Below are 12,635 nucleotides of genomic sequence, written 5' to 3' on the forward strand. Positions count from 1 at the left end.
CGCGCTTTCGTTTCGCTGGCAACGCCGCGCATACGAATTTAGCCGTTGCGGTTAGAATGCTTCGCCGCGCTCACCGGCGCGGCGCGAGTCGATCAGTCGACCGGATCGAGCTCGACGATCACCTCGTCGCGGTGGACGACATTCAAATCGCGGCGCACGAGCTCGGTTGCGAGATCGGGATCGACACTGTCGGGATCGAGCAGAGCCACGCGGTTCTCCAGCACGGCGCGCTCTTCCTGCAAAGCCGCGATGCGCGCATGATGCGCGTCGAGTTGTGCGGACTGATCGCTCCAGGCAAGCAACCCGTTGGGGCCGATCAGTGCCAGCATCGCGATCAGGATCAGCACGAGCAGCGCAGCGGCGTTGCCGACGCGTTCACGCACCACATCCCGCCGAGTCACGATCCCGTTCATGTCGCTCTTGAATCACAGCTTGCCGCCGGGCGCAAGGCAATTGCGCCGGAACCGCCTCCCGCGTCGAAACGTCGAGCAGGTGCTTGCGACGCTCCGGCAAAAAGGTTACAAGTGAAACCATGACTGACCTCTTCGAAAATCCCATCGGCCTCGACGGCTTCGAGTTCGTCGAATTCTGCGCTCCGGAAAAGGGCGTGATCGAACCCGTATTCGAAGCAATGGGCTTCCAGCACGTTGCCGATCACCGTTCCAAGGATGTCCAGCTATGGCGTCAGGGGCAGATCAACCTGATCCTCAATTACGAACCGCGCAGCGCCGCCTGGTTCTTCGCCCGCGAACATGGCCCATCCGCTTGCGGCATGGGCTTTCGCGTGAAGGATGCGGTCAAGGCGTATGACGAGCTGCTGGCGCGCGGTGCGGAGCCGGTCGAAGTGAACACCGGCCCGATGGAACTGCGCATTCCGGCCATCCGCGGCATTGGCGGGGCGATCGTCTACCTGATCGACCGCTACGCGGACGAGGACGGCAAGGGTCTGTCGATCTACGATATCGATTTCGAATATCGTGAAGGCGTCGAAAAGCATCCGGAAGGCGCTGGCTTCAACATAATCGATCACCTGACGCACAATGTCTATAACGGCCGGATGAAGTACTGGGCGGACTATTACGAAACGCTTTTCAACTTCCGCGAAATCCGCTTTTTCGACATCAAGGGCGAATATACCGGTCTCACGTCCAAGGCGCTGACCGCGCCGGACGGCAAGATCCGCATTCCGCTTAACGAGGAAGGTGAAGGCGGCAAGGGCCAGATCGAGGAATTCTTGAAGGAATTCAACGGCGAAGGCATTCAGCACATCGCCCTGATCTGCGACGATCTTCCCAAGGCGTGGGACAAGCTCAAGGAATTCGGCGTTCCCTTCATGACCGCGCCGCCCGAAACATATTACGAGATGCTCGGCGAGCGCCTGCCCGGCCATGGCGAGCCGGTGGACGAATTGAAGATGCGCGGCATCCTGCTCGACGGCACCACCGAAGGGGGGCAGCCCCGACTGCTCCTCCAGATTTTCGCAGAGGCGCAGGTCGGCCCCGTCTTCTTCGAATTCATCCAGCGCAAGGGCGATGAAGGCTTCGGCGAAGGCAATTTCAAGGCGCTGTTCGAAAGCATGGAACGCGATCAGATCAAGCGCGGCACCCTCGCTGTCGAGAATGCCGATACGGTCGACGCCTGATCATCCGATAATCTTTACGAGAAAGGGCGGGCCGAGAGGTCCGCCTTTTTTTTATGGCGCGCCCGACAGGATTCGAACCTGTGGCCTCCGGATTAGGAATCCGATGCTCTATCCGACTGAGCTACGGGCGCTCCGAGGCGCCGGTTAGCCAAGCGCAAGGCGGCTTGCAATCAGTTCAGTTCTTCGGGCGGCGCAACCGGAAATGGCAGGGGTGCAACCTGGACGCCCTCATTGATCAGATTTTTCGCTTCCTTCGCGCTCGCCTCTCCGTGGATAGGCGCGTGGTCCTTCTCGCCATAATGCATGGCGCGGGACTGTTCTGCGAACTGCTTGCCGACATATTCGCTGTTCGCCAGCGCCTTCTTCTGGGCCTCGGCAAGTTTGCCCAGCGCCTCGACAACCTCCTTGGGCATGGGCGCATTGCTGACCGGGCGCTCCTCATTCGTGGACGCGGTTGCTGGCGAAACAGCCTGCTGGCTGCCCTTCTTCGGCACCGCGGGCGCCATCGGTGCCTTCGTCACAACATCCGATCCGCAGGTAGGACAGGCGAGCAGGCCGCCATCGCGCTGCGCGGCAAACTGGTCGGACGAACCAAACCAGCCCTCGAAACGGTGGCCCTGGTCACAAACGAGGTCGAAGACGATCATGGTGCGCGCGATGTAGGGATATCGCGCCTGTTGGCAAGGCTGGGCAACTGCCGGCGGACTTCCGCAATTCGCGCCAAGTCCAGATCGCAAAAGCCTAGGCCGGGCTCGTCACCGCCCATGTCGAGCAGCACTTCGCCCCACGGATCGACCACAAGGGAGTGCCCATAGGTTCGCCGGCCGTCCTCATGCTCGCCGACTTGCGCGGCAGCAATCACGAACGCGCTCGCCTCCACCGCCCTTGCCCGTTGCAGGAGGTGCCAATGCGCCCGGCCCGTCGGGACGGTAAAGGCAGCGGGAATGGCGATGGCGTCGCACCAAAGTCGGCCAAGCTTCTCGAACAGAGCGGGAAAGCGGATATCGTAGCAGGTTGCCAGGCCCACGCGACCGAGCGGCGTCTGCTCCGTCGTCACCACCTCTTCGCCGGGCGCATAGGCATTGCTTTCCCGCCAACTTTCACCGCCTGCCAGATCGACATCGAACATGTGGATCTTGTCGTAACGCGCCGCGACCTCGCCGCTGTCATCGAACAGCAGCGTGCGGTTTGCCCAGCGACCGTCCTCGCGCGCAACGGGGAGGCCGAGCGTAATCCAGATACCGGCCTCTCGCGCAGCCTCGCCGACCAATACCGGCACCTCGCTGTCGCTTTCCGGCACCACACTGTTCGCTGCCCTCGCCCTGTCCCGGTCCAGCAATCCAGCCATTTCCGGTGTGAAAAGCATCGCGGCGCCCTGCCCGGCCGCTTCTCGCGCCGCAGCGCAGATCGCATCCGCATTGGCCGCCGGGTCCACACCCGACGTCATCTGCAGCAGCGCGATCTTCCGTGTCATAGCCCCAGCAGGGGATCCAGCCGGCCTTCGCGATCGAGCGCGGCGAGATCGTCCGATCCGCCGATCGCCGTATCGTCGATAAAGATCTGCGGCACCGTCATCGCGCCGGGCTTGCGCTCGACCATTTCCGCGCGCCTCGCAGGCTCCATGCCGATATCGTATTCTGTGTACGCTACGCCCTTATCGTCGAGCAGGCGTTTCGCGCGCGAGCAAAAGCCGCACCAAGCCTTCGTGTAGATTTCGATCTTTGCTTCGCTCACAGCAAACCCTTGATTTTCTGCGACTCTTTCTGGCTTGAAAGCGTCAGGAGACAACCCATCTTGGTTACCGGATGCCGGACACCGGGTCCACTAAATTCAAATTGCTCACAGGAGGATTTGCTAAAATGAACCGTTTCGATCTCACTCCCTATCGCCGCTCGACCGTTGGCTTCGACCGTCTTTTCGACCTGCTCGAAAACAATGCGCGGGCCAGTTCCGGTGATAATTACCCGCCGTTCAATATCGAACGCCGCGACGAAGATGCCTACCGCATCACGATCGCCGTTGCCGGCTTCAGCCCGGCCGATCTGGACATCACCGCGCAGCAGAACCTGCTGACCGTGCAGGGGAAGAAGTGCGATGAGGCCATCGATGGCGAGATGCTGCATGTCGGCATCGCCAATCGCGGGTTCGAGCGTCGCTTCGAGCTGGCCGACTATGTCCGCGTCGAAAACGCCGACCTCAAGGATGGCCTGCTTATCATCGACTTGGTGCGTGAAGTGCCCGACGCGATGAAGCCCAAGAAGATTAAGCTGGGCGGCAATACGCTCGAAGTGGTCGATGGCGACAAGAAGGACGCCGACGTCGCCTAAAGCGCGCGGCAAACCTTCGCAAAATTGCCGTAGAACGTATGGGGGCGGGCCCGCTAAGGTCCCGCCCCCTCGACGTTAAACGCCGACTCGCCTCAGGAATAGGCTGTCCGGGTCGCAAGAGACGGCCTGTTTCATCGGCAAGACCGGGCCAACCGCGCGAGGAAAACCCCTGTTATCCGCGCGTGGCCGGTCGAATTTCGTGTCGGTATCCCACCGATAGCTGCACTTCTGGCGAAGCGAGCTTGGAATCACAAGGGTTTTATAGTCAATCCGCGCAGCGTGCGCGCGTGGTCAGACTAGGCGCGACTGCTTCAGAGCGGCCGCGACAAAGCCGGAAAACAGCGGGTGCGGCTCGAACGGGCGGCTCTTCAATTCAGGGTGGAATTGCACGCCGACGAACCAGGGGTGATCCGGCCGCTCAACGATCTCGGGCAGCAACCCGTCTGGCGACATGCCACTGAAAATCAGGCCGCCATCTTCCAGACGGTCGATATAGGCGGAATTCACTTCATAACGATGCCGGTGCCGCTCGGAGATCTCGTCCGCGCCGCCATAGATTCGCGAGATATGGCTATTTCCGGCCAGTTTTGCAGGATACGCGCCAAGTCGCATCGTGCCGCCGAGATCGGTTTCGGCAGAGCGTTGCTGCAAGCCCTCCTCGCTCATCCATTCGGTAATGATGCCGACCACCGGCTCCTTCGTTTCGCCGAATTCGGTGGAGGAAGCGGTGGTGACGCCATGGCTGCGCGCGCCTTCGATGCAGGCCATTTGCATGCCCAGGCAGATGCCGAAAAAGGGAACGTTGTGCTCTCTTGCAAAACGGACGCTGGCGATCTTGCCCTCGCTGCCGCGATCGCCAAAGCCTCCAGGCACCAAAATGCCATGAAGCGGCTCCAGCTCCGCGGTAATGTCGGCGTCGTCTTTCTCGAACAATTCGGCGTCGATCCAGCGGATATTGACCTTTGCCCGATTCGCCATGCCGCCATGCACCAGCGCTTCGTTAAGCGATTTGTAGGCGTCTGGCAGGCCGACATATTTGCCGACAACGCCGATCGTCACTTCGCCCTCGGGGTGTTCGTAACGGTCCACCACATCGTCCCACCGCGCCATGTCCGGCGTGTTGGACGTGCCCAGCATGCCGAAATGGCGCAGCACTTCGCTGTCGAGACCGGCATCGTGATATTGTTGCGGCACGGCATAGATGCTGGTGGCATCGAGCGCCGGGATGACCGCCTCGCGCCTTACGTTGCAGAACAGCGCGATCTTGCGGCGCTCGCTTTCGGGCAACGGATGCTCGCAGCGACAGAGCAACACATTGGGTTGTACGCCCAGGCTGGTCAGCTCACGGACGGAATGTTGCGTGGGCTTGGTCTTCAGCTCTCCGGCAGCGGAAATGTATGGCACCAGCGTCACGTGGACGAGGCAAGTCTGCTCCGGCTCTAGCTCGTTGCGCAGCTGACGGATCGCCTCGATAAAAGGCAGGCTCTCGATATCGCCGACCGTGCCGCCGATCTCGCACAGGATGAAATCGTGATCGCCCTGATCCGCCAGTGCAAAATCCTTGATCGCGTCGGTGACATGCGGAATAACCTGCACCGTCGCTCCGAGATAGTCCCCGCGGCGTTCCTTGGCGATAATGTCGCGATAGACACGGCCCGACGTGATATTGTCGTTCTGATGCGCAGATACGCCGGTGAAGCGTTCATAATGGCCGAGATCGAGATCCGTCTCGGCCCCATCATCGGTAACGTAGACCTCGCCATGCTGATACGGGCTCATCGTGCCCGGATCGACGTTTAGATAGGGGTCAAACTTGCGAATGCGGACTTTGTAGCCGCGCGCCTGCAACAGCGCTGCGAGCGATGCCGCCATGAGACCTTTGCCGAGCGAGGAGACCACGCCGCCGGTGATGAAAATATACCGCGCCATGGGAGTCGGGCCTTAAGGTGCCTCGGGGATTCGGCGCAAGCGGATTGCGACGGATGTCCCCGCTTCACGCGCGATTTTTCCGTGGAAGAATTACTCGGCGACGTCGGCGAGCGGATCGGCATCCGCATCGGGGATCGAATCGACGGGCGCCTCTCCGTCGAGGCCGGGATCACCCGGGATCAGCGGATCGTCACCGCCAATGTCCTGCGACGATGTCGAGCGATCAAGCGTGTCGTCGAGCGTGGTCGGGCTCGATACGTCAACGGCAAGCGCAGCAAGGACGATGGCCAAGGCCACGAACAGGATCGCGGACCACTTCGTCGCGCGGGTCAGGAAGTCCGCCGCGCCGCGCGCCGACATCAAACCGCCGGGGCTCCCCCCGCCGCCGATACCAAGGCCGCCACCTTCGGAGCGCTGCATGAGCACCAGGATGACGAGCGTTGCGGCCACGATGGCCTGAATGACGATGAGAAAGGTGAACATGGTGCCTGGTCTGTCTGCTGTGCTGCCGCGCATTTAGGCGGACCGCGCCGCCCCCGCAAGGCCTAGTCCGCGCGTTCTGCTGCGGCGACGATGATGCCGAGGAAGCTCTCCGCCGTCAGGCTCGCGCCGCCGACGAGCGCGCCGCCCACTTCATCCGCAGCCAGCAATTCGGCGGCGTTGTCCGGATTGACCGATCCGCCATACAGAATACGAACTTCGCTGCCCGCCTCGCCATAGATTTCCACAAGCTTGGAGCGGATGTGGCTGTGCATCGCAGCGATATCGTCCGGCGTCGGCGTGCGGCCGGTACCGATGGCCCAGACAGGCTCATACGCGACGGTCACCTTATCGGCTACATCGTCACCCGTGGGGAGAGAGCCCTGCAACTGGCCCGAGACGACGTCCTGCGCCTTGCCCGCATCGCGCTCCGCCTCCGTTTCGCCGACGCAGACAATGGCGGTCATTCCGGCGTCGAGCACCGCGTGTGCCTTTTCCTTCACCAGCGCATCCGTTTCCCCGTGGTTGGCACGGCGTTCGCTGTGACCGACGATGGTGAAAGTGGCGCCGGCGTCCTTGGCCATTGCCGCGGAAATGTCGCCCGTATGCGCCCCGCCATCGGCTGGATGGCAATCCTGCGCTCCGATAGCGATCAGTTCCGCTTCCTTGCGCGTTGCGTGAATCAGCGTGAAGGGCGGCGCGATGGCAACCTCCACCTTGATCAGCCGCTCCGCCGCGCGATCGATAGCGCGTGCTTCGGACAGCATGGCCCGCGTGCCGTGCATCTTCCAGTTCCCGACGATGTAAGGACGAGCGCTCATCGAATTTCCCGTAAATCAAACACCTTGGAACCGGTGGCAGTCATCGGCCAGGTGAAAAGAGCCCTGCCCGCTAAAGCCCGCCATGCCGCTTGTCAAAGCCGCTTTTGCTCATTGCGGGAAAGCCATCGCGCCCTGTTGCGGCAAGGTCGCAGGCGAGATAAAGCGCGGCCTCGTCGACGACCATACGGCCAATCGGCCAAGCCAGAATTGATCCAGAGCGCATGATCCACTTATTCCGCAATTTCTTCCAGTCAAAGCTGGGCATTCCCATCACTCTGGCTTTTCTCGGCCTGATCGCAATCGCCTTTGCCGCCGGGGATATGAGCAACAGCAGTGTTTTCGGCGGTGTCGCCGGTGGCGATCGCGTTGCCGTGGTAGGAGATCGGCGTATCTCCACGGCTGATCTCAATCAGAACGTCACCAGCGCCGTACAGGAAGCACGCCAGCAGAACCCGACGATCTCGATGGAAGCATTCGTGGCGCAGGGCGGTTTTGACGAAGTGCTCGATTCCATGATCAGCCGCGCGGCGATTGCCGAATTTGCGCGGATGCTGGGCCTTCGCGCCGGGTCTCGCCTGGTCGATAGCGAGATCGTCAATTCTCCAGGCTTCCGAGGCGTGAACGGCGAATTCGATCGCGAAGCATTTCTGCTGACGCTTCGCGAGCGCGGCTTGACGGAATCCACCGTGCGTGACGATATCGCGATGAGCCTTCTCGCGCGCCAGTTGGTGGTGCCCATCACTTTCGGCGCCGGCCTGCCGGAAAGCATGGCGAAGACATATGCTGAACAGCGCAACGATACGCGCAGCGGCACTGCGGCGGTGTTCCCGGCCTCCGCTTTCGCACCCGAAGGCGATCCCAGCACAGAGCAGCTGCAAAGCTACTATCAGGAAAACCGCGCGCGCTATATTCGGCCGGAGCGGCGCACGATCCGCTACGCCTCTTTCACGGCAGAGAATCTCGGAGATCTGCCACCTGTCACCGATGCGCAGATCGCCGCGCGGTACGAGGCGGACAGCGTCCTGTATCAAGCGACCGAGCGGCGAACGCTGACCCAGCTCGTGGTCCTGACCGAAGCGGCGGCGCAGGCGGTCATCAATGAAGTGAATGCGGGCACTTCGCTGGAAGCGTCCGCGCAATCCAAGCAGCTCGATACGACGACGATCGAGAGCGTGGAGCGGCCCGATTATGGCAGCACGGCTTCGCAAGCCGTGGCCCAGGCCGCATTCCGTGCCGGTGAGGGCGACCTGGCCGGACCGGTGCGCGGATCGCTCGGCTGGTATGTCGTGCGGGTGGACAATGTGGCGCAGATCCCTGCGCGCTCGCTGGCCGAGGCGCGCGATGAAATTCGCGAGACGCTGGAAGCCGAACGCCAGCAGGAGGCGCTGCAGGAATTGACCGAGCGTCTGGATGAGCAGTTCCAGCGCGGAAGATCTCTCACCGAAGCAGCCGAAGAGCTCGACATCGAAGTGTCGACCACGCCGCCACTGCTCGCCGATGGGCGCGTATACGGTCAGCCCGGTCAAGCGCCGCCGCAGCTTGCCCGCGTCGTGGATTTCGCATTCGACCTCGATGAACGCAGTGCCCAGATCACCGATCTGGTGCCGGGCCAGGTGTTCCTCATTTTCGACGTGGACGATATCGCGCCCAGCGCCGCCGCACCGCTTGCGGAGATACGCGAGCAAGTCGTCGCCCAGTGGCGCCGCGACCAGGGCATGCAGGCCGCCGGACGTGCAGCCGCGCGTGTGCTGGAACGCGTGGAGGGTGGCGCGTCCTTCGCGCAGGCCGTCGGGGCCGAAGACGTGTCTCTCCCCGCGCCGCGCCCGCTCAATCTCTCGCGTCAGGACCTCGCCCAGCAAGGCGAAGTCACGCGCGCGACCATCCTTTTCTTCTCCATGGCCGAAGGCACGACCAAGCGCGTCGAAGTGCCCGAAGCCGATCGCTGGTTCGTCGTTCAGCTGGACGAAATCGAAACGCGCGAGCTCGCTGCCGACAGTCCCGAGGTGCAGGGCGTGATAGCGCAATTCGGCCAGATCCTGGGCGAAGAATATGTCGCGCAATTCGTTGCTGCCGCTGAAAACTCGCTCGAGGTGGAGCGGAACGAAGACGGTATCGAGGCAGTGCGCCAGCAGCTGCTCGGCACCAATCGGCGCTAAGGACGCAGAGGCGCTGGGCGCTCCGGTCAACCATCGCGAGGAAGCCCTCGCTGCGCTGGAGGCAGAGCGTAACACGCTCGTCTGGCGGCGGGTGGTGGCGGACACCGAGACACCGGTCGGCGCAGCGCTCAAGCTGATGGAGGACGGACGCGGCGATTTCCTGCTCGAGTCCGTCGAAGGCGGCGAAGTTCGCGGACGCTATTCGCTGCTGGGCCTGGACCCTGATCTGCTATTTCGCGCTACGGGCGAGCGCGCCGAGGTCAACCGCACATGGCGTCACGACCGCGAGGCTTTCGAACCGCTCGAGGGCGATGCGCTGTCGCAACTGCGCGCGCTGGCGGAAAGCTGCCGCATCGACGTGCCGCCTACGCTGCCCCCTGCCCTCGCCTGTCTCGTCGGCTATTTCGGATATGAGACGATCGGGCTCGTCGAGAAACTTCCGCGCGCACTGCAAAGCGATCTCGCCGTGCCGGACATGCTCTTCGCCCGCCCGGCGCTGGTATTAATCTTCGACCGGCTGACCGACGGACTATATATCATCGCGCCGCTCTGGGCCGAGGGCGCGAACCCGGCATCGCAGATCGAACGCGCAAGCGAGCGCATCGACGAGGCGCTGCGCAAATTGGCTGAGCGCGTGCCGGACACGGCGCGGCTCGCCGATCTGCCGGAAGCGGACTTGTCGCCAGTACTTTCGGAAAGCGATTATCGCGACATGGTGCTGCGCGCGAAGGACTATATAACCGCCGGCGACATCTTCCAGGTTGTGCTGGCGCAGCGCTTCACCTGTCCTTTTCCCTTGCCGCCGTTCGCGCTTTACCGTGCACTGCGGCGAGTAAATCCCTCGCCCTTCCTTTATTTTCTCGACATGCCGGGCTTCGCGGTCGTCGGCTCTTCGCCGGAAATCCTCGTTCGCGTAAGGGACGGCGAGGTCACCATCCGTCCCATTGCCGGCACCCGCCCGCGCGGCCTTTCCGAGAGCGAGGATCGCGCCAACGAAGCCAGCCTGCTGGCCGATGCGAAGGAGCGCGCCGAGCACCTGATGCTGCTCGACCTCGGACGCAACGATGTCGGGCGCGTGGCCAGCGAAGGCAGCGTGGAGGTGACCGACAGCTTCACCATCGAACGCTACAGCCATGTCATGCACATCGTCAGCAATGTCGTGGGCCGGTTGGCAGGCGACAAGGACGCGCTAGACGCCATGTTTGCGGGCTTTCCCGCAGGCACGGTGAGCGGCGCGCCGAAAATCCGTGCTTGCGAGATCATCGCCGAGCTCGAACCCGAAACGCGCGGCGCCTATGCCGGCGGCGTCGGCTATTTCGCGCCCGATGGCTCGGTCGACAGCTGCATCGTCCTGCGCACGGCGGTGGTGAAGGACGGCGTGATGCACGTCCAGGCGGGCGCAGGCATTGTCGCCGATAGCGATCCCGAATACGAAGCCGCCGAATGCCGCCACAAGGCTGGTGCCTTGCTCGCCGCTGCACGTGAGGCGATCGGCCTCGCAAGTGAAGCGGAGTTTGGCCAGTGAGGCGGGCGCTAGCTCTTGTCGCGTGTCTCACCCTCACCGCATGCGAACTGCATTTCGAGGGCGAACAGCCGGAAGAGTTCGTCTCGATCTGTGAACCGGTGCTATTCGAGGATACGCCGCTCACCCACTGCACCGCCGATCCGGCAGAGCACACCGTTTCCACCGATCTTTCGCCGGAAGGTGAGGATGCGCCCTATCGTAGCTTGCGCGCATTCTCGCGGCAGCCGCACGAGAACGGCGTGGTCGTGCTGGCGATGAATGCAGGCATGTATGACGGCGAAGGACAGCCTGTCGGCTATTATGTCGAAGGCGGGCGGCGGCTCATGCCGCTCAATCAGAATGACGGACCCGGCAATTTTCATCTGTTGCCGAATGGCGTGTTCTTCGGAGAGCCGGAGGGGCCGTGGCGCGTGCTCGAAACCGAGGCGTTTGCCTATGCGGTCGAGGATCGTCCCGATTTTGCAACGCAGTCCGGGCCGATGCTGGTAATCGATGGAGAGCTTCATCCCGATTTAGATCCCGATGGCGACAGCCGTAAAATCCGCAACGGTGTTGGCGTGGACGCATCGGGCCGGGCGCATTTCCTCATCAGCGAGGCGCCGGTCAGCTTCGGCAAATTTGCTCGCTATTACCGGGATGTCCTCAATGTCGATAACGCTCTGTTCCTGGACGGTAGCGTGTCGCAAATATGGGATCCGGCGCGCGAAAGACTGGACGCAGGCCCGAAGATAGGTCCGCTATTGGTGGTCCGCATGAAGGACGATGAAAAATGACGCAGTACCGGACGCTCTATCCCGATATCGAGCCATTCGAGAGCGGCATGCTCGATGTCGGCGACGGGCATTCGCTTTACTGGGAGCGTGTCGGCACGAAGGGCGCGAAACCGGCGGTGATGCTGCATGGCGGCCCCGGCGGCGGCATCGCGCCGTCGCATCGCGGGCAATGGGACCCGGAAGCTTACGATGTCCTTCTGTTCGACCAGCGCGGTTGCGGCAAATCCACGCCCTTTGCGGAGCTTGCAGCCAACGACACCTGGAAAATCGTCGCCGATATGGAACGCCTCCGCCAGATGTGCGGCTTTGAAAGCTGGCAGGTGTTCGGCGGCAGCTGGGGCGCGACGCTCGCACTCGCTTATGCGCAGGAGCATCCGAACCGGGTCACTGAGCTGATCCTTCGCGGCGTATTCCTCGCACGGGCGAAGGAACGGGACTGGCTATACCATTACGGCGCCAGCGAGGTCATGGCAGAGGCGTGGGACGAATTTACCGCGATCATCCCCGAAGCCGAGCGCGGCGATCTGGTAGCAGCGTATCACAGACGTTTGACGGGGGATGACGAAGCGGCACGGCTGCAGGCGGCGGAGGCATGGTCGATCTGGGAAGGCCATGTCGCCACCCTGTTGCCAAAGCCCGATCTCCTCGAAGATTTCGCCGATCCCGCCAAGGCCGTCCCAATGGCACGTATCGCGGCGCAATTCTTCCTCGACGATTTCTACCTGGAGGAAGGCCAGCTTCTCGATAATGCGGACAGGCTGCGCGGCATTCCCGGCATCATCGTTCAGGGTCGCCACGATATCTGCACACCGCCAACCTCCGCCTGGGCGCTCAAACAGGTGTGGCCCGAAGCCGATCTGTGGATCGTCCACGATGCAGGCCACTCCGCCGGCGAGCCGGGCATTGTCGACGGGCTGGTCCGCGCCACCGATCACTTCGCCAAAAGGTCCGCTTGATCGCGCCGCCGAGTCTGACAAAGCAC

13 protein-coding genes and 1 tRNA gene are annotated in these 12,635 nt (G+C 62.6%); 6 read left to right on the forward strand and 8 right to left on the reverse strand.

Translation table 11 applies throughout. The features are described 5' to 3' along the window. Positions 1-92: 92 nt before the first annotated feature. The gene (locus tag D6201_RS03425) at positions 93-413 is read right to left on the reverse strand and encodes an FtsB family cell division protein (RefSeq protein WP_120047522.1); all 321 of its coding nucleotides are present in this window, start codon (positions 411-413) and stop codon (positions 93-95) included. A gap of 119 nt (positions 414-532) precedes the next feature. Between D6201_RS03425 and hppD the strand changes: the two genes are divergently transcribed. Next, entirely contained in the window at positions 533-1,642 is a 1,110-nt protein-coding gene (gene hppD, locus D6201_RS03430) for a 4-hydroxyphenylpyruvate dioxygenase (protein ID WP_120047524.1), read from the forward strand. Positions 1,643-1,696: 54 nt separating this feature from the next. Here the strand turns inward: hppD and D6201_RS03435 are convergent. From D6201_RS03435 to grxC, 4 genes are all read right to left on the reverse strand, one after another. Continuing rightward, positions 1,697-1,773: transfer RNA gene (locus D6201_RS03435), tRNA-Arg, on the reverse strand. A 39-nt stretch (positions 1,774-1,812) separates the two neighbouring features. Then, positions 1,813-2,289: a DUF1178 family protein gene (locus D6201_RS03440; protein ID WP_120047526.1), complete on the reverse strand. Its 477-nt coding sequence runs from the start codon at positions 2,287-2,289 to the stop codon at positions 1,813-1,815. Further along, the gene (locus D6201_RS03445) at positions 2,286-3,116 is read right to left on the reverse strand and encodes a carbon-nitrogen hydrolase family protein (RefSeq protein ID WP_120047528.1); all 831 of its coding nucleotides are present in this window, start codon (positions 3,114-3,116) and stop codon (positions 2,286-2,288) included. The genes D6201_RS03440 and D6201_RS03445 overlap by 4 nt, the downstream gene beginning before the upstream one ends. After that, on the reverse strand, positions 3,113-3,376 hold the full coding sequence (grxC, locus tag D6201_RS03450) for a glutaredoxin 3 (protein ID WP_120047529.1): 264 nt from the start codon (positions 3,374-3,376) through the stop codon (positions 3,113-3,115). Before grxC ends, D6201_RS03445 begins: the two co-directional genes overlap by 4 nt. Positions 3,377-3,501: 125 nt before the next feature. Here grxC and D6201_RS03455 point away from each other — a divergent pair, with 125 nt between their 5' ends. Continuing rightward, complete coding sequence (locus D6201_RS03455; protein ID WP_120047531.1) at positions 3,502-3,969, forward strand: Hsp20 family protein; 468 nt, start codon at positions 3,502-3,504, stop codon at positions 3,967-3,969. A 291-nt stretch (positions 3,970-4,260) separates the two neighbouring features. Here the strand turns inward: D6201_RS03455 and D6201_RS03460 are convergent, their stop codons facing one another. The 3 genes from D6201_RS03460 to tpiA all read right to left on the reverse strand — a co-directional run bounded on the left by D6201_RS03460 (position 4,261) and on the right by tpiA (position 7,199). Then, positions 4,261-5,898, reverse strand: coding sequence for a CTP synthase (locus D6201_RS03460; RefSeq protein ID WP_120047533.1), 1,638 nt, complete (start codon positions 5,896-5,898; stop codon positions 4,261-4,263). Between the two features lie 90 nt (positions 5,899-5,988). After that, complete coding sequence (gene secG / locus D6201_RS03465; protein ID WP_120047535.1) at positions 5,989-6,381, reverse strand: preprotein translocase subunit SecG; 393 nt, start codon at positions 6,379-6,381, stop codon at positions 5,989-5,991. Between the two features lie 62 nt (positions 6,382-6,443). Continuing rightward, positions 6,444-7,199 carry a triose-phosphate isomerase gene (gene tpiA, locus D6201_RS03470; protein ID WP_120047538.1) on the reverse strand — a complete coding sequence of 252 codons (756 nt, stop codon included), beginning with the start codon at positions 7,197-7,199 and terminating at the stop codon, positions 6,444-6,446. A 221-nt stretch (positions 7,200-7,420) separates the two neighbouring features. Here tpiA and D6201_RS03480 point away from each other — a divergent pair, with 221 nt between their 5' ends. The 4 genes from D6201_RS03480 (at position 7,421) to pip (ending at position 12,609) form a co-directional block, all read left to right on the forward strand. Then, positions 7,421-9,355 (forward strand): SurA N-terminal domain-containing protein, encoded by a 1,935-nt coding sequence (locus D6201_RS03480; protein ID WP_133303930.1) that lies wholly within the window; start codon positions 7,421-7,423, stop codon positions 9,353-9,355. Between the two features lie 136 nt (positions 9,356-9,491). Beyond that, positions 9,492-10,880 (forward strand): anthranilate synthase component I family protein, encoded by a 1,389-nt coding sequence (locus tag D6201_RS03485; protein ID WP_422664714.1) that lies wholly within the window; start codon positions 9,492-9,494, stop codon positions 10,878-10,880. After that, positions 10,877-11,653, forward strand: a complete 777-nt coding sequence (locus tag D6201_RS03490) for a phosphodiester glycosidase family protein (RefSeq protein WP_120047544.1) — start codon at positions 10,877-10,879, stop codon at positions 11,651-11,653. The genes D6201_RS03485 and D6201_RS03490 overlap by 4 nt, the downstream gene beginning before the upstream one ends. Then, complete coding sequence (pip, locus tag D6201_RS03495; protein WP_120047545.1) at positions 11,650-12,609, forward strand: prolyl aminopeptidase; 960 nt, start codon at positions 11,650-11,652, stop codon at positions 12,607-12,609. The genes D6201_RS03490 and pip overlap by 4 nt, the downstream gene beginning before the upstream one ends. Positions 12,610-12,635: the final 26 nt, after the last annotated feature.

This window comes from Aurantiacibacter aquimixticola, assembly GCF_003605475.1.
Taxonomy (GTDB): domain Bacteria; phylum Pseudomonadota; class Alphaproteobacteria; order Sphingomonadales; family Sphingomonadaceae; genus Alteraurantiacibacter; species Alteraurantiacibacter aquimixticola_B.

Coding starts and splice junctions, on each gene's coding strand:
- D6201_RS03440 (WP_120047526.1), bottom strand. CDS start 2,289: ATGATCGTCTTCGACCTCGTTTGTGACCAGGGCCACCGTTTCGAGGGC.
- secG (WP_120047535.1), bottom strand. CDS start 6,381: ATGTTCACCTTTCTCATCGTCATTCAGGCCATCGTGGCCGCAACGCTC.
- tpiA (WP_120047538.1), bottom strand. CDS start 7,199: ATGAGCGCTCGTCCTTACATCGTCGGGAACTGGAAGATGCACGGCACG.
- D6201_RS03445 (WP_120047528.1), bottom strand. CDS start 3,116: ATGACACGGAAGATCGCGCTGCTGCAGATGACGTCGGGTGTGGACCCG.
- pip (WP_120047545.1), top strand. CDS start 11,650: ATGACGCAGTACCGGACGCTCTATCCCGATATCGAGCCATTCGAGAGC.
- D6201_RS03480 (WP_133303930.1), top strand. CDS start 7,421: ATGATCCACTTATTCCGCAATTTCTTCCAGTCAAAGCTGGGCATTCCC.
- D6201_RS03485 (WP_422664714.1), top strand. CDS start 9,492: ATGGAGGACGGACGCGGCGATTTCCTGCTCGAGTCCGTCGAAGGCGGC.
- hppD (WP_120047524.1), top strand. CDS start 533: ATGACTGACCTCTTCGAAAATCCCATCGGCCTCGACGGCTTCGAGTTC.
- D6201_RS03455 (WP_120047531.1), top strand. CDS start 3,502: ATGAACCGTTTCGATCTCACTCCCTATCGCCGCTCGACCGTTGGCTTC.
- D6201_RS03425 (WP_120047522.1), bottom strand. CDS start 413: ATGAACGGGATCGTGACTCGGCGGGATGTGGTGCGTGAACGCGTCGGC.
- D6201_RS03460 (WP_120047533.1), bottom strand. CDS start 5,898: ATGGCGCGGTATATTTTCATCACCGGCGGCGTGGTCTCCTCGCTCGGC.